A 19,879-nucleotide genomic window follows, 5' to 3' on the forward strand; every position below is an offset into this window, starting at 1 on the left:
GCACTCGGAAGTAGCTGGGAGTCGGCTGCGACCCACTCCGGGCGATACTTCGGCGGATCGCCACATATCGGACAGCCGCGGCCGTCGAGCTGCCAGCTCCACGGCGGGAACTCCCAGCCGGACCCAGGGTTTCCCAACGACGGTGCGCAACAGTCGGTGACGTCGCCGGCGCTACCGCCCGCTGCATCAGCGGCACCGAAGCTTCTGCGCCAATTCGTCTGCACCACTGCAGCGCTGTGCCGAGGCGCTGCATAGGAGCACCACACCAAGCGCAATCCGAACCCGCTCATCGAAGACCAGGAGGCACCGGCCTTGTCCCGGACCACCATCCGCACCGTCGGGGCCGCCGCACTGCTCGCCGCCGGCCTGCTGCTCACCGGCTGCTCCTCCAGCAGCTCCAACACCAACGCGGCGTCGGCCTCGATCTCGCCGTCCGCCAGCGCCTCCGGTAGCGGTGCGGCTGGGCGTGCCGCGTACATGGCCTGCCTGAAGGACCACGGCGTGACGCTGCCCACCGGCCGTCCCAGCGGCCACCCGAGCGGCGCCCCGGGCGGCGGCGGCAACGGCGGTGGCAACGGCGGCGGCGGACCCTGGGGTGGCGGCGGCTCGCCCGACCCGGCCCGGCAGGCCGCGATGCAGGCCTGCGCCTCGCTGCGCCCGCAGGGCGGCGGTGGCGGGCGCGGCAACGGCGGCGGCCCCAACAGCTCGGCGATGCAGGCCTTCAGCAGCTGCCTCAAGGACCACGGCGTGACGCTGCCGACCAGCGGCGGCCTGCGGGCCCTCAACACCGCCGATCCCAACACCGCCGCCGCCTACAAGACGTGCGCCCCGCTGCTGCCGGCCCGTCCGTCCGGCTCTCCCTCGGCGGGAGCGACCGACAGCCCCAGCGCCTGATCGGCCAACTCCTGGGCGGTTACCGTCACTTGCCCACTGGCTGGGACAAGCCCACGGTAGCCGCCCAGGAGAAGTCGTCCGCCTCGCCGTGGGCCGGCGCGATCCACTCGAGGTACGGATCGGCCAGGGCCAGCACCTCGTCCCGCCGCTCGGCCGCGCCGCGCAGGCTGATCCCGACCGCGTACACCTCGCCGGTGTCGCGCAGCGGCCCGGCCAGCGCGGCGGCAGCGACATCGGTGCGCACGACCAGGCCCGGGGCCTCGGTGAACAGCCACGCCACCTTGCGGGCGCGGGCCGCCGGCGACAACTGGGCGGTGAACCGCTCCCGGGCCGCCGCGTCGAGATAGCTCAGCAGCGAGGCGGTGAAGACCACGACCGGCTGCTCGCCCGGCATTTCGGCGATCAGCCGCGCGGTGTCCCGCACGGCGTCGGCGCGGACCAGCGGGTACGGTTCGCGCCGCGCCAGCTCGATCGCCGCCCGCAAGGTGGCCAACTCGCGGACCTGCTCGGGCCAGATGAACGCCTCCAACCAGGGCCCGGCAGCCGGGTCGGCGGCCAGGTCCACCGGCTCCAGATCCGCACCCATGCGATGCGCCACCACCGGTGCCTCGCCCGGCAGTTGGTCCGCCGGGCCGCCGCCGCGCACGGTGGTGGAGAGCGTCAGAGGCGCGCCGCCACCGGCCTGTGCCAGCTGGTAGGCGTAGCGGTCGAAGTGCAGGTTCAGCCCGGCGCTGGTGCCGACCTCCAGCAACGTCAGCGACCCTGGCCAGTGAGCCGCGATCCGGTGCAGCCCCAGACGCAGCGCGAAGCACCGCCGGATCTCGTTGGTCTGGGTGTTCCGAGTGGCCAACAACTCGGCCAGCTCGTCCGATTGTTCGGCCGAGGCGCAGCGTCCGCAGCGCCAGCGGGGCTGCCATCGGCAGGGTGGTGGCCGTGCCGAGGTCGACGCCGTCCGGGACGGATGCCAGCCAGGCGGCGTCGGCGACCACGTAGTCGGCGAACGCGTCCTCGGCCAGCGTGGCGACCCGCTGCCCGGTCAACTCGCCTGCCACGCCGGGGCCGACGGCCTCGACGGTGCCGACCACGTCGCCGGTGAGGATGCCCGGCAGCGGCTGGTTGAAGATGGAGCCGACTCCCCGACGGAACTCGGTGTCGACGAAGTTGGCCCCGATCGCCTCGGTGCGCAGCAGTACCTGCCCCGGGCCGGGGACGGGGGTGTCGGCCTCCTCCAGGGTCAGAACCTCGGGGCCGCCGTACTGGTGGTAGCGAACGCGTCGCATGATGCCTCCCTGATGCGGTGAACGCACCGGCCGATAAACTGGACCGACGGTCAGCTTTCATCAGGGGCCGTACTGGACCGCCAGTCCAGTTGTCCATGGAGTACGACGTGAACGACATGAACAGGAGTGGGCGGAGCATGACGGAAGGCAGACGCGAACGCGCCGACGCGACCCGGAACCGGCGCGCGATCCTGCGGGCGACCGAGGAACTGCTCGCGTCCCAACCACCCGAGCAGGTCTCGATGGAGCGGATCGCGGCCGCCGCGGGGGTGGGCAAGGGGACCGTCTTCCACCGCTTCGGCAGCCGGATGGGCCTGATGCTCGCCCTGATGCAGGAGCGGGCGCTCGACCTGGGCGAGGCCGTGCGCACCGGGCCGCCGCCGCTGGGTCCCGGCGCGCCGGCCCGGATGCGCGTACTCGCCTTCCTGGACGCCGTGGTCGACATGGTCGCCCGCAACAAGAGCCTGCTGGCCGCCCTCGGCCACGCCGTCACCACCACCCCGCACGCGCACGACGACCAGCCGCGCGGTGCGCACCCGGTCTACCAGGAGTGGCACACCCACCTCAGCGCCCTGATCGCCGAGCAACGCCCCGACCTGGACGCCGACTTGGTCGCCCACCTGCTGCTCAGCGCACTTCAGAGCGACCCCGTGCTGCGGCTGCTGGAGCGGGGCGATGGCCGGCGACTCGCCGACACCCTGCGGGAGTTGGCCACCGGGCTGCTCGACAGGCAGCCGTGAACACCGAACCGCGCACCTTTCCGCCACGGCCGATCCGTGGCCTGCGGGCGCGCTTTGTGCGCCAGTTCAGCTGTCCGTCCGACTTCGCGGACGTCACGGTGGACTTCGAGCCCTGGGAGGACGGCTTCACCTTCGAGGTCGACCGCGAGGCCACCGTGGTCAACGATCCCGGCCCGCGCGAGCTGGCCGCCTACCACGCGGCCCTGGCCGCCGGAATGCGCGAGGAATTGGCCGAGTTGGCCGAGTCGGCGAGCGGCGGCGGCCTGGTGGTGGCGGTGGCCGTCGTGGTGCGCCGCACCGTCGTGCATGACGTCGACTCGCACGCCGGGGCGTTCCACCGGGCCGGTCGCCTCGTGGTGCGGGAGGCCTTCGACCAGGCGTACGGCGGACCGAGCAGGCCCGAACGCCGCCGGGCGGCCCCGAGTCGGTGAACTCGGAGCCGCCCGGCGCGTCGAAACGGGAGCAGACGGGATCAGTGCTGCTGAGCGGCCTTGATCTGCGCCCAGGAGCGGGGCTGGGCCACCGGTGCGGCGGCGGTGGCCGAGTGCGCCTGGCCGGCAGTCGGCTGGGCCGGCTTGGTGGCAGTGTAGAGCCAGGTGTGGAACAGGTCGCCGAGCTGCTTGCCGGAGATCCGCTCGGCCAGCGCCTGGAACTCGGCGATGGTCCCGTTGCCGTAGCGGTGCTCGGTGGGCCACGCCTTGAGCAGCTTGAAGAAGGCGTCGTCCCCGATCGTGTTCCGCAGCACCTGGATGGCCAGGGCGCCCCGGTCGTAGACCGCGTCGGCGAACTGGTTGGCCGCGCCCGGGTCGCCGGGCTTGACGGTCCAGAACGGGTCGTCGGCCGGGTGCGAACTGTAGACGTAGTCGGCGAGTTGCTGCGTGGTGCCCTCGTCCTCGTGCTCCGACCAGAGCCACTGGGCGTAGGTGGCGAAGCCCTCGTTGAGCCAGATGTCGCTCCAGTGCTCCAGCGAGACGCTGTCGCCGTACCACTGGTGCGTCAACTCGTGGACGACCACGGAGGGGTTGGCCCCGTTGGCGAACTGCCGGGGGCTGTAGAACACCCGGGTCTGGGTCTCCAGGGCGTAGTGGGTGGGCACATTGGGCACGTAGCCGCCGACCGTGCTGAACGGGTAGGGGCCGAAGTACCCGCTCAGCCAGTCGACCAGCTCCCCGGTGCGCTCGACGCTGGAGCGCGCCGCGTCCTCGTTGTCGCCGAGGTCCGGGCTGTAGGCGTTGATGACCGGGATGCCGCTGGGGCTGGTGCCGGTGGTGATGTCGAACTTGCCGATCGCCAGGGTCGCCAGGTAGGTCGCCTGCGGCTTGTTCTCGCGCCAGTTGTAGCGCGTCCAGCCGAGCTTCGAACTCGTCGAGGTGAGCACGCCGTTGCTGATCGCCTGGGTTCCGTCGGGGACCAGCACGGAGACGTCGAAGGTGGCCTTGTCCGACGGGTGGTCGTTGCTGGGGAACCACCACCAGGCGGCCTCCGGCTCGTCGGCGATCACGGCGCCGTCGGGGGTGCGCTGCCAGGCGTCGAAGCCGTAGGTGGAGACCGTGGACGGCACACCGGAGTACTGCACCACGATGGTCGCCTGGCTGCCGTCGGCCAGTGGCGCGTCGGGGGTGACCTGCAGCTTCTGCACCCCGACCACCGAGAACTTCGCCGGATGGCCGTTGACCAGCACCGAGTTGACGTTCAGCGCGAAGTCCAGGTCGAAGCTGGAGAGGTTTTGGGTCGCGGTGGCCAGCAGCGTCGCCGTGCCCTCCAACTGGTCGGTGGCGGGCTGGTACTTCAGCCGCAGGTCGTAGTGCGACACCCGATAGCCGCCGTCCCCGTAGGTCGGGTAGTACGGGTCGCCCGCGCCGGGCGCGCCGGGCGTCGGGGTGGCGGCGGAGGCCGGGACGGCCAGCAGCAGGGTGGCCGCTGCGGCGGCCGAGACGAGCAGCTTCTTGCGCACGGGGCTCCTCCGGATCAGTGGGATCAGCGTCTGGTTGACGCTGCCTCAGATCCCTGTCCCGATGGAAGGCCGCATACGCGAGATTTATGAGGTGTTCACGCTCAGAAACAGGCCATTTGTGCGTTCGACTCAACCCGGCAGGTCAAAGCGCCCGCTCAGCCCAGCCCCGCCGCCACGGTCTCCAGCGCCCGCAGCACCGGCCGGATCAGCGGATGCTTCTCGGCACCGCCCCGGACGGCGGCGAAGACCTTGCGAGTGGCCAGGGCGCTGTCCACGGCCCGCACCGCCACCTGGTCGAGCTCGACCCCGCGCAGCGCCGAGCGCGGCACCAGCGCCACCCCGGCGCCGGCCGAGGCGAGCGCGATCACCGCGCGGAAGTCGTCGGAGGAGTGCACCAGGCGGGGCGCGAAGCCGGCGTGCTCACAGGCCAGCAGCACCACGTCATGGCAGGGGTTGCCCGGGTAGGGGCCGATCCACGTCTCGGCGGCCAGCTCAGCCATCGGTATCGGGCCCGACCCGGCGGCCAGCCGGTGGTCCAGCGGCAGCACCGCCTCGAACGGCTCGGCATAGAGCGGGTACCGGGCCAGCCGCTGGTCGTCGGCGCGCGGCGCGCCCCGGTACTCGACGGCGACGGCGAGGTCGGCCTGCCCGTCCAGCAGCATCGGCAGGCTGGCGTCCCCCTCGGCGTCCAGCACCTTGAGCCGCACACCGGGGGCGGTGTCCACCAGGGCGGCGATCGCAGGGGCCAGCACCATGGAGATGCCGGTGGCGAAGGAGGCCACCGTGACCTCGCCCTGGGCGCCCGACGCATAGGCGGCCAGATCGGCTTCGGCCCGCTCCAGCTGGGCCAGCACGGCGTCCGCGTGGCCAACCAGGATCTCGCCGGCCGCCGTCAGCCGGACCCCGCGCCCGTCCCGGGCCAGCAGTGCGTGCCCGGTCTCCTGTTCCAGCGCGGCCAGTTGCTGGGAGACGGCGGACGGGGTGAGGTAGAGCGCGGCGGCCGCGGCGGTCACCGTTCGGTGGTCCGCCACGGCACGCAAGGTCCGCAGGCGTCTGGTGTCGATCACCCGGTCAATTCTGCCAGGAATTGTGACCAGTTCTGACGACAGGCTTGACAGGGTCCCGTCGACCGCACTCAGGTCACGCGTTCAGCCCCGGCCGACGGGCTCAGGCGTCCAGCGCCGCCCGGGCGTCGACGAAGGCCGCGATGGCCCGCTCGACGTCCTCGGTGGAGTGCGCGGCGGACAGCTGGACCCGGATCCGGGCCTGGCCGTGCGGGACCACCGGGTAGGAGAACCCGATCACGTAGACGCCGCGCTCCAGCAGCAGCTCGGCCAGCCGGCCGGCCCTGGCCGCGTCACCGATCATCACCGGGGCGATGGCGTGCTCGCCGGGCAGGACCTCGAAGCCGGCCTCGGTCATCTTGGTGCGGAACAGCTCGGTGTTGGCGGCCAGGCGCTCGCGCAGCTCGTGCGAGGTCTCCAGCAGGTCGAGGACCTTGAGCGAGGCGGCGGCGATCACCGGGGCCAGCGAGTTGGAGAACAGGTACGGGCGGGACCGCTGGCGCAGCAGCGCGACGATCTCCCGGCGGGCGGCGACGTAGCCGCCGGAGGCCCCGCCGAGCGCCTTGCCGAGGGTGCCGGTGATGATGTCGACCCGGTCCATCACCCCGTGCAGCTCCGGGGTGCCGCGGCCGTTCGGGCCGACGAAGCCGACGGCGTGCGAGTCGTCCACCATGACCATGGCGTCGTAGCGGTCGGCCAGGTCGCAGATCTCGGCCAGCGGCGCCAGATAGCCGTCCATCGAGAAGACGCCGTCGGTGACGATCAGGCGGCGGCGGGCGTCCTGGGTCTCCTTGAGGGCCTGCTCCAGGGCGTCCATGTCGCGGTTGGCGTAGCGCTTGCGCTTGGCCTTGCTGAGCCGGATGCCGTCGATGATGCTGGCGTGGTTGAGCGCGTCGGAGATCACCGCGTCACGCTCGTCGAGCAGGGTCTCGAAGACACCGCCGTTGGCGTCGAAGCAGGAGGAGTAGAGGATGGTGTCCTCCTGGCCGAGGAAGGCCGACAGCCGCCGCTCCAGCTCCTTGTGCACGTCCTGGGTGCCGCAGATGAAGCGCACCGACGCCATCCCGTAGCCCCAGCGGTCCAGCGCCTCCTTGGCGGCGGCGATCACCTCGGGGTGGTCGGCCAGGCCCAGGTAGTTGTTGGCGCAGAAGTTCAGCACCTCTCCCGGGCGGCCGCCGGAGGTCACGGTGACCTCGGCGTTCTGCGGGGTGCCGATCACGCGCTCGGGCTTGAACAGGCCGGCCTCGGTGATCTCGTCGAGGGTGGCCTGGATGTCGTCGCGCACAGAGTTGAACACAGCTCTCCTAAAGCGGTACCTGGTGCGGCAGTTGGGGCAGAAGGGTCAGACGTTCGACCAGTCGAGGATGATCTTGCCGCAGCGGCCGCCGGCCGCCTCGTCGAACGCGGCCTCGAACTCCTCGGCCGGGTAGCGGCCGGTGATCACCGGGGAGAGGTCGAGGCCGCCCTCCAGCAGCACCGACATCGCGTACCAGGTCTCGAACATCTCACGGCCGTAGATGCCCTTGATGGTGATCATCGAAGTGACCACCTTGGCCCAGTTGATCGCGAACTCCTCGGCGGGCAGGCCGAGCATCGCGATCTTGCCGCCGTGGGTGAGGTTGTCGATCATCGAGCGCAGCGCCTCGGGGCGGCCGGACATCTCCAGGCCGACGTCGAAGCCCTCGCGCAGGCCGAGCTTCTGCTGGCCCTCCTCGATGGTGTGCTGGGAGACGTCCAGGGCCAGCGAGACGCCGACCTTGCGGGCCAGGTCCAGGCGGTACGGGCTGACGTCGGTGATCATCACGTGCCGGGCACCGGCGTGCTTGGCGACCGCCGCCGCCATGATGCCGATCGGGCCGGCGCCGGTGACCAGCACGTCCTCGCCGACCAGCGGGAAGGAGAGCGCGGTGTGCACGGCGTTGCCGAACGGGTCGAAGATCGCGGCCACGTCCAGGTCGACCGGCACCCGGTGCACCCAGACGTTGGAGGCCGGCAGCGAGACGTACTCGGCGAACGCGCCGTCCCGGTTGACGCCCAGCCCGACGGTGTTGCGGCACAGGTGGCGCCGGCCGGCCAGGCAGTTGCGGCACTTGCCGCAGACCAGGTGGCCCTCGCCGCTGACCAGGTCGCCCACGTTGACCTCGGCGACCGACGAGCCGATCTCGACGACCTCGCCGACGAACTCGTGCCCGATCGTCATCGGCGTTCTGATGGTCTGCTGCGCCCAGCCGTCCCACTTGCGGATGTGCAGGTCGGTCCCGCAGATGCCGGTCCGCAGCACCTTGATCAGCACCTCGTCGGGGCCGATGGTCGGCTCCGGGACCTCGGTCAGCCACAGTCCGGGCTCGGCGTGCTTCTTGACGAGTGCCTTCATGGCTGCGGCTCCTGACGGGGCGGTGGGGCGGGAGGGGTCCAGGGGCCCGGTCGCGGCGCCATTCCGCGCCGGGCCCGGGAGCAATCTGCCTGGTAGGAGGGGGTGCGGTCCATCGAGGAATTCTTAACGGCCGCCACAGCTCGGCTTCACGATGGTGCCCGAGCAGGGTCCGGGCGACCGTTGCGCCATGCCGGTCCTCACTCGCACGGGCGACGCGCAGCGAGCGACGGCGGGCCGCCGGAGCGGCACCTCGCGGCCTTGTCCCACTGATTTTCGAATTCCGGTGGCCATCGAACCCGTGACCGGCACGCCGCCAACTGGCGGAAGGTCCCGGCCGCATCTGCATGCGGACCTCGCTGCCCCAGTGTCCTAATGAGCGTACTGCCTCGGTGCCCGATTCACGGGCATTTCAACGGCATTGTTCCCATCTAGTTTTGGAGGAATCACCCATGCTCCACCGCATCAAGTGGGCGCTGGTCGTGGCCGCCGCCGCAGGCTTCGCCGCCGTGCCCACCGTCGCCTCGGCCCAGTCCTTCTCCGGCAACGTCGGCACGGTGATCGTCGGTGACCACAACCAGGTCGCCGGCGACGACATCATCAACGCCGGTTGCGACGCCAACGTCGGCTCCTTCAACGGCTCGCACGACGAGCACCACCACGGGCGCAAGTGCGACCGGGACGAGGACCGCGACCACGGCGACAAGTGCGACCGGCACCACCACCACCACCACGGGGACGACAACGGCCGGAACGAGAACGGCCGGGACGACGAGGGCAGGCACCACGAGCACGGCAAGGACTCGGACGAGAACGCGAGCGGCAACTTCGGCACGGTGATCGTCGGTGACCACAACCAGGTCGCCGGCAAGGACATCATCAACGCCGGCCGTGACGTCAACCTCGGCTCCTTCAACGGCTCCGACCTGGACGAGGAGATGGGGAGCCTGCTGAGCGGCCTCTAAGCCGATGACGCAGTGAGACGCCTCAAGCGCGTCCGTCCGCCCGCCCGCATTCCGCAGGCGGGCGGACGGCTGTGACGGGCGCTCGCGACCGATGGGGGTGACGGCCGGTGGGGGACGGTGACGGCTGCCCCGGGACGGGCCCGTAGGGTGCCGATCATGAACGAATCGACCTTGGCCCTGATCCTGGACGACGCCGCCCGCGGCCGGTTCCCGCCCACCGACGGCAGCGTCACGGTGGTGCCGCAGCCCGATGAGCGGGAGGCCGGGGTGCTGGCGCTCTGCGCGCACGCCGTGGTGTTCAGCGACGAGGACCCTCAGTGGATCCGCAAGACCATCGCGGGCGCCTCGCACGACCAGCTCGCCGCGCCGCTGTCGCCGCACTTCCTGGTGGCCCTAGCGGAGCGGACCGGGCGGCGGATCGGCAACAGCGACCTGCTGACGGTGGCTCAACGGCTGCCCGGCGAACCGCCGTTGCCGCTGGTGGAGATCGAGGACCGGGAGCACCCGCGCGTGGTCCGGGCACTGCGGTTCCGCGACGGGGTGCGGGTCTGGGAGGCGCCGGGCGGCGGCCTGCTGGTGCTCGGGCGCGGGGTGGCCGGGCGCTGGGAGGCGGCCATCGAGGTGGACCCGGGTGCGCAGGGGCGCGGGATCGGGCGGGCGCTGGCGGTGAGTGCGCGGCATCTGGTGCCGGAGGGCGATGTGGTGTGGGCGCAGCAGGCGCCGGGCAACGCGAAGAGCGTGCGGGTCTTCCAGGCGGCCGGGTACCAGCCGGTGGGGGCCGAGGTGCTGCTCACGGCGGGCGGGTCCTGAAGGCTTGACGGGCGCGTCCTGAAGGAGCTTTGACGAGGGGCTGCCCGCAGCCGGGCAGCCCCCGCGCCATCAGGCGAACTTGGCCTTGCCCGGGCCCTCCTCGACGAAGCTGCGCATGCCGGTGGTCCGGTCCTCGGTGGCGAACAGGCCCGCGAAGTGCGCCTTCTCGATGGCGAGGCCGGTGTCCAGGTCGCTCTCCAGGCCGCGGTCGATCGACTCCTTGGCGGCGCGCAGCGCCCAGGCCGGGCCGGCGGCCAGCTTGCCGGCCCAGGCCAGCGCAGCCTGGTAGACCTCCTCGGCCGGGACCACCTGGTCGACCAGGCCGATCCGCAGCGCCTCCTCGGCGTCCACCATCCGGCCGGTGAAGATCAGGTCCTTGGCCTTGCTGGGGCCGACCAGGCGGGGCAGGCGCTGGGTGCCGCCGGCGCCGGGGATCAGGCCGAGCAGGATCTCCGGCTGGCCCAGCTTGGCGTTGTCCCCGGCGATCCGGATGTCGGCGCACAGCGCCAGCTCGCAGCCGCCGCCGAGGGCGTAGCCGGTGATGGCCGCGACCACCGGCTTGGGGATCCGGGCCACGGCGGTGAAGGCGTCCTGGAGCGCACCGCCGCGGGCCACCATGTCGGTGTACGACATGGCCTGCATCTCCTTGATGTCGGCGCCGGCGGCGAAGACCCGCTCGCCGCCGTAGATCACCACGGCGCGGACGTCAGTGCGGGCGGCGGCCTCGTCGGCGACCTCGCGCAGCTGGTCCTGCATCGCGATGTCCAGTGCGTTCATCTTGGGGCGGTCCAGCCGGATGGTGCCGACGCCGTCGGTGACCTCGAGGGTGACGAACCGGGTCATGAGGGTCCTCCAAGGTGGTTAACGTTCGTGAACCCAGACAGTAGCGGCTACGGCCTCGGGGCAGTACGGGCCAGGGTGGCCACCGCGAGCGAGATCTGGGCGTCCGTCAGGTCGGCGCGGGCGGTCAGCCGCAGCCGGGAGTAGCCGTCGGGCACGGACGGCGGGCGGAAGCAGCCCACCGCCAGTCCGGCCGTGCGGCAGTCGGCGGCCCATGCGAGCGCCTGCTCGGGGCCGGGCGCGCGCACCGAGACCACCGCCGCATCCGGGGTGCTGGCGTGCAGCCCGGCCCCGGTCAGCCGCTCGGCCAGCAGCGCGGCCACCTCGCGGGCCCGGGCGGCGCGCTCCGGCTCGGCCCGCAGCAGGCGCAGCGCGCCCAGTGCCGCGCCCACCGAGGCGGGGGCCAGGCCGGTGTCGAAGATGAAGGTGCGGGCGCTCTCCACCAGGTGCCTGATCACCCGTCGCGGGCCGAGCACCGCACCGCCCTGGGCGCCGAGCGACTTGGAGAGGGTGGCGGTGGCGACCGTGTCCGGCTCGCCCGCCAGGCCCGCGCCGACCAGCGCGCCGCGCCCGCCGGGCCCGAGCACGCCCAGTCCGTGCGCGTCGTCCACCAGCAGCGCCGCTCCCCCGCTGCGGGCCGCCGCCGACAGCTCGGCCAGCGGCGCCGCGTTGCCGTCCACCGAGAAGACGGAGTCGCTGACCACCAGGGCCCGCGGCTCGGCCCGCTCGGCCAGCGCCCGGGCCACGGCGGCGGGGTCGGCGTGCGGGGCCCGGTGCACCTGGGCGCGGGCCAGTCGGCAGCCGTCGATCAGCGAGGCGTGGTTGTAGGCGTCCGAGACGATCAGGGTGTCCGGGTCGGTGAGCGCGGTCAGCGCGGCCAGGTTGGCCGCATAGCCGGAGGAGAACACCAGGGCCGCCTCCACGCCGTAGAAGTCGGCCAGCTCGACCTCCAGCTCGGTGTGCAGCGCGGTGGTGCCGGTGACCAGTCGGGAGCCGGTGGCGCCGCCGCCCCAGCGCCGGGCGGCCGCGGCGGCGGCCTCGGTCACGGCCGGGTGGCGGGTGAGGCCGAGGTAGTCGTTGGAGGCCAGGTCCAGCACCGGGTCGTCGGCCGGGCGGCTGCGCAGGGTGCGGGTGAGGCCGGCGCGGGCGCGCAGTTCGGCCGCCTCGTCCAGCCAGTCGAAGACGGCGGCCGGGGCCTGCGGGCGGGCGGTGGTGGTCGGCTCGATCATGGTCCGCACCCTGGCACGCGCGGCGGGCCCCGGGCAACGTGCTCCCGGGCACACCCCGGGCCTGTGCTGCGCGAACGGTAGGGTGGGCCGGTGACCCTCCTTGATCTGATGCCCAGGCCCGCCGACCCAGACGCGCTGTACACCACCTTCGCCGGGTGGGCCGAGGAGCGGGGCATCACCCTCTATCCGGCTCAGGAGGAGGCGCTGATCGAGCTGTTCACCGGCGCCAACGTGATCCTGGCGACGCCGACCGGCTCGGGCAAGTCGCTGGTCGCCGCGGGCGCGCACTTCGCCGCGCTGGCCGAGGGCAAGCGGACCTTCTACACCGCGCCGATCAAGGCCCTGGTCTCGGAGAAGTTCTTCGACCTCTGCAAGATGTTCGGCACCGAGCAGGTCGGCATGATGACGGGCGACGCGAGCGTCAACCCGACCGCGCCGATCATCTGCTGCACCGCCGAGGTGCTGGCCAACATCGCGCTGCGGGACGGCGAGCGGGCCGACATCGGCCAGGTGGTGATGGACGAGTTCCACTTCTACGCCGAGCCGGACCGCGGCTGGGCCTGGCAGATCCCGCTGCTGGAGCTGCCGCAGGCGCAGTTCCTGCTGATGTCGGCGACGCTGGGCGACGTCCGCCGGTTCGAGGCCGACCTGACGCGGCGGACCGGCCGGGCCACCACCGTGGTCCGCTCCGCCACCCGCCCGGTGCCGCTGTTCTACGAGTACCGCCGGACCACCCTGCACGACACCCTGGAAGAGCTCCTGAAGACCAATCAGGCTCCGGTCTACGTGGTGCACTTCACGCAGAAGGAGGCGGTGGAGCGGGCCCAGTCGCTGATGAGCATCAACATGTGCTCGAAGGCGGAGAAGGACGCCATCGCCGACCTGATCGGCAACTTCCGGTTCACCACCAAGTTCGGCCGCAACCTTTCCCGTTACGTCCGGCACGGCATCGGCGTGCACCACGCGGGCATGCTGCCCAAGTACCGCCGGCTGGTCGAACGCCTGGCCCAGGCAGGCCTGTTGAAGGTGATCTGCGGTACCGACACGCTCGGCGTCGGGGTCAACGTGCCGATCCGCACCGTGCTGTTCACCGCGCTCTCCAAGTACGACGGGGTGCGGGTGCGGGTGTTGCGGGCCCGGGAGTTCCACCAGATCGCCGGCCGCGCCGGGCGGGCCGGCTTCGACACCGTCGGCCAGGTGGTCGCCCAGGCGCCCGAGCACGTGGTGGAGAACGAGAAGGCGCTCGCCAAGGCCGGCGACGATCCCAAGAAGAAGCGCAAGGTGGTGCGCAAGAAGGCGCCGGAGGGCTTCGTCGGCTGGACCGAGGAGACCTTCGACCGGCTGATCGCCGCCGATCCGGAGCCGCTGGTCTCCCGGTTCAAGGTCACCCACGCGATGCTTCTGGCGGTGATCGGCCGGCCCGGCAACGCCTTCGAGGCGATGCGCAAGCTGCTCACCGACAACCACGAGGACCGCGCCGCCCAGCGCCACCTCATCCGCTCCGCGATCGCCATCTACCGCAGCCTGCTGGCCGGCGGCGTGGTGGAGCGGCTGCCGGAGCCTGACGCGGAGGGCCGGACCGTCCGGCTCACCGTCGACCTGCAGGAGAACTTCGCGCTCAACCAGCCGCTCTCCACCTTCGCGCTGGCCTCCTTCGAGCTGCTCGACCAGGAGTCCCCCAGCTACGCGCTGGACGTGGTCTCGGTGGTCGAGGCGACCCTCGACGACCCGCGGCAGATCCTGGCCGCCCAGCAGAACAAGGCGCGCGGCGAGGCGATCGGCCAGATGAAGGCCGACGGCATCGAGTACGAGGAGCGGATGGAGCGGCTCCAGGAGATCACCTGGCCCAAGCCGCTGGAGGAGCTGCTGGAGCACGCCTACGAGGTCTACCGCCGCGCCCACCCGTGGATCGGCGACTACCAGTTGCAGCCCAAGTCGGTGGTGCGCGACCTGTATGAGCGCGCCATGACCTTCACCGACTACGTCGGCCACTACGACCTGGCCCGCACCGAGGGCATCGTGCTGCGCTATCTGGCCGGTGCCTACAAGGCGTTGGAGCAGACGGTGCCGGAGGAGCTGAAGACCGAGGCGCTCAAGGACGTGATCGCCTGGCTGGGCGAGCTGGTCCGCCAGGTCGACTCCAGCCTGCTGGACGAGTGGGAGCAGCTCGCCAATCCGACCGAACCCACCGAGGAGCAGGCCGAGTTGGAGGCGAAGCCACAGCCGGTCACCGCCAACGCCCGGGCCTTCCGGGTCCTGGTGCGCAACGAGATGTTCCGCCGCGTCGAGCTGGCCGCCCTCGAACACTACGGCGCGCTGGGCGAGTTGGACGGCGAGAACGGCTGGGACGCGGACCGCTGGGCGGACGCGATGGACGTCTACTACGAGGAGCACGACGACCTGGGCACCGGTCCGGACGCCCGCGGCCCGAAGATGCTGCTGATCGAGGAGGACGACGACGCCGGCCTGTGGCGGGTCCGGCAGATCTTCGACGACCCGGCCGGCGACCACGACTGGGGCATCAGCGCCGAGGTCGACCTCTACGGTTCGGACGCCGAGGGCCGGGCCGTGCTGCGGGTGATGGCGGTGGACCGGCTGGGCGGCTGAGCGTCCGCCTCCTGATCGGCCGTCGGCTGACGGTCGATCAGGAGGCTCAGGCTGGTCGGGAAGCTCAGGATGGTCACGAAGCTCAGGATGGCCGGGAAGCTCAGGACCAGACGAAGGCCGTCCCGGCGATGTAGGAGCCGGCCCGGGTGGCCTCGTCCAGGTCCTGGCTGTCCTGCGGGGTCACCGGGGCGTGGCCGTCGGCGAACCGCGAGCTGGTCAGCGTGACGTAGTGCCGCACCGCCTGCACCTTGGGCGCCGGGTCGCTCTTGGCGGCGGCGCCGGGAGCCGGGCTGGGCGTGCCCGCGAAGGTGGCGTCCGGCAGCACGAAGCGCACCACGGCGCCCTGGCCGGCGAGCAGTTCGGCGGCCTTGGCGGCGGCGCCGTCGTCGGCGAACCGCAGCACGGTGACACTGGTGAGCACCCTGGTGTCCCCCCGGCTGATGCTGACGGCCATGTAGCCCTGGCAGCCGGCGTCCTTGAGGAGCTTCTTCGCCGCGTCCTGCAGGACCTCGTTGCAGTCGCCGCTCTGCCGGGCTCCGGACCGCTTGCCCTTGTAGTTGTTGACCTCGACCGGCTTGCTCTGCGGGAAGTACCGGTTGACGTCGAACGGGTTGGGGTCGGTCGCCGAGCTCGGCGCCGGGCTGCCCACCACCACGGACACGTCCTGGCTGGTGCTGCCGAGCCCGGGCAGCAGATCGCCGGGATGCGGACGGGAGACCACCCAGCCGCCGGCGCCCAGCACGGCGATCGCGCCGCACCAGGCGACGATGCGCCGCTTGGACCCGCCGCGCGCGCCGTTTCTGACGGCGTCTGGGGTGCCGGGTGCGCGGTCGGATATCGAGCTCTCATCCCCCTGCGTGGTCATGGGGTGATTGTATGCAGCAAGATCGAGGCGCAGGTCACAGGGTTGGCAGCGGCCCCACCGGCGGACCCGCCGGCCAAGGGCTCGTGAGCGAACCATCCCTCAAATCCGCTATGTGACAACTCGCACACCATCCGGGCGATCTTCTGGTCGGTTCGCTATGGCGCCGCGCGCCGTCGGCCAGGCAGGATCAGCGCATGGATCTGCTCGACACCCTCGTTGCCAAAGGCCTCAACCGCGAACTCCCCACGCGGGAGGAGGCCCTCGCGGTGCTGGCCACCGCGGACGACGACCTGCTGGACGTCGTCGCCGCCGCCGGCAAGGTTCGCCGCAAGTGGTTCGGCCGCCGGGTCAAACTCAACTACCTGGTCAACCTGAAGAGCGGGCTCTGCCCCGAGGACTGCAACTACTGCTCCCAGCGGCTCGGGTCCAAGGCCGAGATCCTCAAGTACACCTGGCTGAAGCCCGAGGAGGCCGCCCAGGCGGCGACCGCGGGTGTGGCCGGCGGCGCCAAGCGCGTCTGCCTGGTGGCCAGCGGGCGCGGGCCGACGGACCGCGACATCGACCGGGTCACCGACACCATCGCCGCGATCAAGGACGCCGACCCGGGCGTGGAGATCTGCGCCTGTCTCGGCCTGCTCTCCGACAACCAGGCCGAGCGGCTGGCCGCAGCCGGCGTCAACGCCTACAACCACAACCTCAACACCTCCGAGGGCACCTACGGCGACATCGCCACCACCCACACCTACGCGGACCGGGTGGACACCGTGGAGAAGGCGCACGGCGCCGGCCTGTCCGCCTGCTCCGGCCTGATCGCCGGCATGGGCGAGAGTGCCGAGGACCTGGTGGACGTGGTGTTCGCGCTGCGCGAGCTCGGTTCCGACTCGGTGCCGGTGAACTTCCTGATCCCGTTCGAGGGCACCCCGCTGGCCAAGGAGTGGAACCTCACCCCGCAGCACTGCCTGCGGATCCTGGCGATGGTCCGCTTCGTCCACCCCGACACCGAGGTGCGGATCGCCGGCGGCCGCGAGGTGCACCTGCGCAGCCTGCAGCCGCTGGGCCTGCACATCGCCAACTCGATCTTCCTGGGCGACTACCTGACCAGCGAGGGCCAGGCGGGCCAGGCGGACCTGGACATGATCAAGGACGCCGGCTTCGAGGTCGAGGGCCAGGGCGAGGCGACGATGCCGCGGCACCGCTCGGAGTACGCCGAGCAGTTCGCCGGCTGCGGCTCCTCCGGCGGGTGCGGCTCCTCGGGCGAGGCCGCCGGGACGGCCGCGGCCCACGCCTGCGGCGGGCACGCGGGTGGCGGCTGCGGACCGTGCGGTGAGCCCGCCGAGGCCGTCGAGGCCGCCGGGCAGTCCGAGGCGGCGGTCGCGCAGGCCGAGCCCGACGCCGGTGCCCTGCGCGAGGACCTGGTCCGCGTCCGCCGCCGCGGCGCCGGCACCGAACTGGCCCCGAACGCCTGATGTCGGACCTCACCAACGCAGCAGAGCTGGTCGCGCTCGACCGGGCGCACGTCTGGCACCCGTACGGGCCGATGCCCGGCACGGTGCCCTCGCACCTGGTCGAGTCGGCCGCCGGTGTGCGCCTGCGGCTGGCCGAACCCCTGGGCGGCAACCGCGAGTTGATCGACGGCATGTCGTCCTGGTGGGCGGCCCTGCACGGCTACAACCACCCGGTGCTGAACCAGGCGGTCCAGGACCAGCTGGGCCGGATGAGCCATGTGATGTTCGGCGGGCTCACCCATGAGCCCGCCGTGCGGCTGGCCGCCAAGCTGGTGGAGATCACGCCCGAGCCGCTGCAGCACGTCTTCCTGGGCGACTCCGGCTCGGTCGCGGTCGAGGTCGCGATGAAGATGTGCCTGCAGTACTGGCAGTCGGTGGGCCGTCCCGCCAAGCAGCGCCTGCTCACCTGGCGCGGCGGCTACCACGGCGACACCTTCCACCCGATGTCGGTCTGCGACCCGGTCGGCGGCATGCACCAGCTGTGGGGCGGGGTACTGCCCCGTCAGCTGTTCGTCGGTGAGCCGCCGGCCGGCTTCGACGCGGAGGTCGACCCGGCCTACGCCGCCGAGCTCGCCGACACCATCGAGCGCAATGCCGACGAGCTGGCCGCGGTGATCGTGGAGCCGGTGGTGCAGGGTGCGGGCGGGATGCGCTTCCACTCCCCCGGCTATCTGCGGCTACTGCGTGAACTCTGCGACCAGCACGGCGTGTTGCTGGTCTTCGACGAGATCGCCACCGGCTTCGGCCGGTCCGGAGCGCTGTTCGCGGCCGACCACGCCGGGGTGTCGCCCGATGTGATGTGCCTGGGCAAGGCGCTCACCGGCGGCTACCTGACGATGGCGGCCACGCTGTGCACCGCCGAGGTGGCCGATGGCATCAGCCGGGGCTCGGTGCCGGTGCTGGCGCACGGGCCGACCTTCATGGGCAACCCGCTGGCCGCCGCGGTCGCCAACGCCTCGATCGAGCTGCTGCTCGGGCAGGACTGGGCCGCCGAGGTCAAGCGGATCGAGACCGGCCTGCGGGCCGCGCTCGACCCGCTGGTCGGGGCTCCGGGGGTCGCGGACGCCCGGGTGCTCGGCGCCATCGGCGTGGTACAGCTGGACCACCCCGTGGACGTGGTGGCCGCCACCGAGGCGGCGGCCCGCGAGGGGGTGTGGCTGCGTCCGTTCCGCAACCTGGTCTACACCATGCCGCCGTATGTGACCGGCGACGAGGACCTGGCCCGGATCGGCGCCGCCGTCGCGGCCGCGGCGCTGAAGGGATGAGCACGATGAACGCGGCGACCAGCTCAGTAGGCAGTCCCGGACAGCTGCTCTTCGTCAGCGGCGTCGGCACCGAGGTCGGCAAGACCGCCGTGACGGCCGCGATCGCGGCGCTCGCGGTGCGGGCCGGCCGCTCGGTGGCGGTGCTCAAGCCCGGCCAGACCGGCGTGGCGCCGGGCGAGGCCGGCGACTGCGCCCAGGTGGCCCGGCTCGCCGGATCCACCGTGACGCTGCGCGAGTTGGCCCGCTACCCCGAGCCGCTGGCCCCCGACACGGCCGCCCGGCGCTCCGGACTTCCGGCCCTGACCCTTGATCAGGTGACGCTGGAAATCAAGGAGTTGACGAGCAGCCACGACCTGGTGCTGATCGAGGGAGCCGGCGGCCTGCTGGTCCGCTACAACGAGGACGGGCTGACCCTGGCCGACATGGCGCAGGCCACCGGTGGCGAGGTGCTCACCGTGGTGACCGCCGGACTCGGCAGCCTCAACAGCACCGGTCTCAACGCCGAGGCGCTGCGGGCCCGCGGCCTGCGCACCCCCGGCATCGTGATCGGCAGCTGGCCGGCCGAACCCGACCTCGCGATGCGGTGCAACCTCGCCGACCTGCCCAAGGACGCCGGCGCACCGCTGCTCGGCGCCCTGCCCGCCGGGGTGGTCGCGACCGCCGAGGGCTTCGCCGACCGGGCGGCCGCGGCGCTCGCGCCCGCCCTCGGCGGAGTCTGGGACGCGGCGGCGTTCGCCCGGGCCCACCCCGCGTAGTCCGTGTCAGTCGCCCTGTGAGGACGCCGAGTTGAGCTGCCAGACGGTGGTGGCCTTGTGCTCGGCGTCCTCCAGGTCGGCCACCACCGGCACCCGGTAGGTCGCCAGGCTGGTGAACCGCTCGCGCGGCAGATACGCCCGGCCCGGATCACCGACGATCACCTGCGCTCCCCTGGCCTGCGCCCGCTGGAGGAACGGCAGGAACCGCGCGGCCATGGCCCGCTCGTAGAACACGTCGCCCGCCAGGACCACCTCCGCCGTCCCGCCGTCGCCGTCGAGGATGTCCTCGGCAACCGGCTCGATCTCGACGCCGTTCGCCTCGGCGTTGACGTCCATGGCCACCACGGCATCGGGGTCGATGTCCACCGCCCGCACCGCCGCGGCACCGCACCGCGCGGCTGCGATGGCGACCAGCCCCGAGCCCGCCGCCAGGTCGAGCACCCGCCGCCCGGCGACCAGCTCCGGGTGGTCCAGGACGTACCGGGCCACCGCCACGCCACCGGCCCAGGGGAACGCCCAGAACGGCGGCGGCAGTCCGATCTCACCGCGGGCCTCCTCCATCTCCTCCCAGAGCGTGATGACGTCATCCGCCATGTGCAGCCTGACCTCGGGCACGAAGGGCACGGGGGCCAGACTGGTCCGCCCCGCCAGGAACGCGGCCGCAGCCGGCGCCGGGGTTCCGCTCGGTTCGAGGACGGGAATATCGTTCGGCATGCGCCGCAGCATATGTCCCCC

18 protein-coding genes and 1 pseudogene are annotated in these 19,879 nt (G+C 72.2%); 9 read left to right on the forward strand and 10 right to left on the reverse strand.

The features are described from left to right. Nucleotides 1-312: 312 nt before the first annotated feature. The gene (locus E6W39_RS39040; RefSeq protein ID WP_181799068.1) at nt 313-894 is read left to right on the forward strand and encodes a hypothetical protein; all 582 of its coding nucleotides are present in this window, start codon (nt 313-315) and stop codon (nt 892-894) included. A gap of 25 nt (nt 895-919) precedes the next feature. Here E6W39_RS39040 and E6W39_RS40900 read toward each other — a convergent pair whose 3' ends face one another. Together E6W39_RS40900 and E6W39_RS40905 are read right to left on the reverse strand one after the other, a co-directional pair. Next, nucleotides 920-1,744 (reverse strand): DUF2332 family protein, encoded by an 825-nt coding sequence (locus E6W39_RS40900; protein ID WP_267286667.1) that lies wholly within the window; start codon nt 1,742-1,744, stop codon nt 920-922. A gap of 160 nt (nt 1,745-1,904) precedes the next feature. Continuing rightward, nucleotides 1,905-2,174, reverse strand: a pseudogene (locus E6W39_RS40905) (alcohol dehydrogenase catalytic domain-containing protein); the annotation flags it as partial. A 137-nt stretch (nt 2,175-2,311) separates the two neighbouring features. On the opposite strand from E6W39_RS40905, the gene E6W39_RS03405 reads away from it, so the two are divergent. Continuing rightward, the gene (locus E6W39_RS03405) at nt 2,312-2,914 is read left to right on the forward strand and encodes a TetR/AcrR family transcriptional regulator (protein ID WP_141632195.1); all 603 of its coding nucleotides are present in this window, start codon (nt 2,312-2,314) and stop codon (nt 2,912-2,914) included. Further along, nucleotides 2,911-3,345, forward strand: a complete 435-nt coding sequence (locus tag E6W39_RS03410) for a hypothetical protein (RefSeq protein WP_141632196.1) — start codon at nt 2,911-2,913, stop codon at nt 3,343-3,345. The genes E6W39_RS03405 and E6W39_RS03410 overlap by 4 nt, the downstream gene beginning before the upstream one ends. A 41-nt stretch (nt 3,346-3,386) precedes the next feature. Here E6W39_RS03410 and E6W39_RS03415 read toward each other — a convergent pair whose 3' ends face one another. From E6W39_RS03415 to tdh, 4 genes are all read right to left on the reverse strand, one after another. Then, on the reverse strand, nt 3,387-4,868 hold the full coding sequence (locus E6W39_RS03415) for a M1 family metallopeptidase (protein WP_141632197.1): 1,482 nt from the start codon (nt 4,866-4,868) through the stop codon (nt 3,387-3,389). A 155-nt stretch (nt 4,869-5,023) separates the two neighbouring features. Continuing rightward, nucleotides 5,024-5,935, reverse strand: coding sequence for a LysR family transcriptional regulator (locus tag E6W39_RS03420; RefSeq protein WP_141632198.1), 912 nt, complete (start codon nt 5,933-5,935; stop codon nt 5,024-5,026). 100 nt (nt 5,936-6,035) lie between these two features. Then, nucleotides 6,036-7,229: a glycine C-acetyltransferase gene (locus E6W39_RS03425; RefSeq protein WP_141632199.1), complete on the reverse strand. Its 1,194-nt coding sequence runs from the start codon at nt 7,227-7,229 to the stop codon at nt 6,036-6,038. A 45-nt stretch (nt 7,230-7,274) separates the two neighbouring features. Beyond that, nucleotides 7,275-8,306 carry an L-threonine 3-dehydrogenase gene (gene tdh / locus E6W39_RS03430; RefSeq protein WP_141632200.1) on the reverse strand — a complete coding sequence of 344 codons (1,032 nt, stop codon included), beginning with the start codon at nt 8,304-8,306 and terminating at the stop codon, nt 7,275-7,277. 449 nt (nt 8,307-8,755) lie between these two features. Here tdh and E6W39_RS03435 point away from each other — a divergent pair, with 449 nt between their 5' ends. Both E6W39_RS03435 and E6W39_RS03440 read left to right on the forward strand, forming a co-directional pair. Further along, complete coding sequence (locus tag E6W39_RS03435; RefSeq protein ID WP_141632201.1) at nt 8,756-9,268, forward strand: hypothetical protein; 513 nt, start codon at nt 8,756-8,758, stop codon at nt 9,266-9,268. Between the two features lie 156 nt (nt 9,269-9,424). Further along, on the forward strand, nt 9,425-10,078 hold the full coding sequence (locus E6W39_RS03440) for a GNAT family N-acetyltransferase (protein ID WP_141632202.1): 654 nt from the start codon (nt 9,425-9,427) through the stop codon (nt 10,076-10,078). Nucleotides 10,079-10,147: 69 nt separating this feature from the next. Here the strand turns inward: E6W39_RS03440 and E6W39_RS03445 are convergent, their stop codons facing one another. Both E6W39_RS03445 and E6W39_RS03450 read right to left on the reverse strand, forming a co-directional pair. Next, nucleotides 10,148-10,921, reverse strand: coding sequence for an enoyl-CoA hydratase/isomerase family protein (locus tag E6W39_RS03445; RefSeq protein WP_141632203.1), 774 nt, complete (start codon nt 10,919-10,921; stop codon nt 10,148-10,150). A 47-nt stretch (nt 10,922-10,968) separates the two neighbouring features. Then, a complete protein-coding gene (locus tag E6W39_RS03450; protein ID WP_141632204.1) occupies nt 10,969-12,147 on the reverse strand; it encodes an 8-amino-7-oxononanoate synthase in 1,179 nt (392 codons plus the stop codon). A 108-nt stretch (nt 12,148-12,255) separates the two neighbouring features. On the opposite strand from E6W39_RS03450, the gene E6W39_RS03455 reads away from it, so the two are divergent. Continuing rightward, complete coding sequence (locus tag E6W39_RS03455; protein ID WP_407658596.1) at nt 12,256-14,754, forward strand: DEAD/DEAH box helicase; 2,499 nt, start codon at nt 12,256-12,258, stop codon at nt 14,752-14,754. A gap of 100 nt (nt 14,755-14,854) precedes the next feature. On the opposite strand, the gene E6W39_RS03460 is transcribed toward E6W39_RS03455, so the two are convergent. Further along, nucleotides 14,855-15,619, reverse strand: a complete 765-nt coding sequence (locus E6W39_RS03460; protein WP_141632206.1) for a hypothetical protein — start codon at nt 15,617-15,619, stop codon at nt 14,855-14,857. Between the two features lie 194 nt (nt 15,620-15,813). Here E6W39_RS03460 and bioB point away from each other — a divergent pair, with 194 nt between their 5' ends. The 3 genes from bioB to bioD are packed head-to-tail and all read left to right on the forward strand — an operon-like array spanning nt 15,814 to nt 19,144. Beyond that, nucleotides 15,814-17,085: a biotin synthase BioB gene (gene bioB / locus E6W39_RS03465; protein WP_141632207.1), complete on the forward strand. Its 1,272-nt coding sequence runs from the start codon at nt 15,814-15,816 to the stop codon at nt 17,083-17,085. Beyond that, on the forward strand, nt 17,085-18,389 hold the full coding sequence (locus E6W39_RS03470) for an adenosylmethionine--8-amino-7-oxononanoate transaminase (protein ID WP_141632208.1): 1,305 nt from the start codon (nt 17,085-17,087) through the stop codon (nt 18,387-18,389). The genes bioB and E6W39_RS03470 overlap by 1 nt, the downstream gene beginning before the upstream one ends. After that, nucleotides 18,386-19,144, forward strand: a complete 759-nt coding sequence (bioD, locus tag E6W39_RS03475) for a dethiobiotin synthase (protein ID WP_228717942.1) — start codon at nt 18,386-18,388, stop codon at nt 19,142-19,144. Before E6W39_RS03470 ends, bioD begins: the two co-directional genes overlap by 4 nt. A 6-nt stretch (nt 19,145-19,150) precedes the next feature. Here bioD and E6W39_RS03480 read toward each other — a convergent pair whose 3' ends face one another. After that, complete coding sequence (locus E6W39_RS03480) at nt 19,151-19,858, reverse strand: class I SAM-dependent methyltransferase (protein WP_141632209.1); 708 nt, start codon at nt 19,856-19,858, stop codon at nt 19,151-19,153. Nucleotides 19,859-19,879: the final 21 nt, after the last annotated feature.

This window comes from Kitasatospora acidiphila, from assembly GCF_006636205.1.
Lineage (GTDB): Bacteria > Actinomycetota > Actinomycetes > Streptomycetales > Streptomycetaceae > Kitasatospora > Kitasatospora acidiphila.

Coding starts and splice junctions, on each gene's coding strand:
- E6W39_RS03440 (WP_141632202.1), top strand. CDS start 9,425: ATGAACGAATCGACCTTGGCCCTGATCCTGGACGACGCCGCCCGCGGC.
- E6W39_RS03480 (WP_141632209.1), bottom strand. CDS start 19,858: ATGCCGAACGATATTCCCGTCCTCGAACCGAGCGGAACCCCGGCGCCG.
- E6W39_RS03445 (WP_141632203.1), bottom strand. CDS start 10,921: ATGACCCGGTTCGTCACCCTCGAGGTCACCGACGGCGTCGGCACCATC.
- bioD (WP_228717942.1), top strand. CDS start 18,386: ATGAGCACGATGAACGCGGCGACCAGCTCAGTAGGCAGTCCCGGACAG.
- E6W39_RS03405 (WP_141632195.1), top strand. CDS start 2,312: ATGACGGAAGGCAGACGCGAACGCGCCGACGCGACCCGGAACCGGCGC.
- E6W39_RS03470 (WP_141632208.1), top strand. CDS start 17,085: ATGTCGGACCTCACCAACGCAGCAGAGCTGGTCGCGCTCGACCGGGCG.
- E6W39_RS03460 (WP_141632206.1), bottom strand. CDS start 15,619: ATGACCACGCAGGGGGATGAGAGCTCGATATCCGACCGCGCACCCGGC.
- E6W39_RS03450 (WP_141632204.1), bottom strand. CDS start 12,147: ATGATCGAGCCGACCACCACCGCCCGCCCGCAGGCCCCGGCCGCCGTC.
- E6W39_RS03455 (WP_407658596.1), top strand. CDS start 12,256: ATGCCCAGGCCCGCCGACCCAGACGCGCTGTACACCACCTTCGCCGGG.
- E6W39_RS03435 (WP_141632201.1), top strand. CDS start 8,756: ATGCTCCACCGCATCAAGTGGGCGCTGGTCGTGGCCGCCGCCGCAGGC.
- tdh (WP_141632200.1), bottom strand. CDS start 8,306: ATGAAGGCACTCGTCAAGAAGCACGCCGAGCCCGGACTGTGGCTGACC.
- bioB (WP_141632207.1), top strand. CDS start 15,814: ATGGATCTGCTCGACACCCTCGTTGCCAAAGGCCTCAACCGCGAACTC.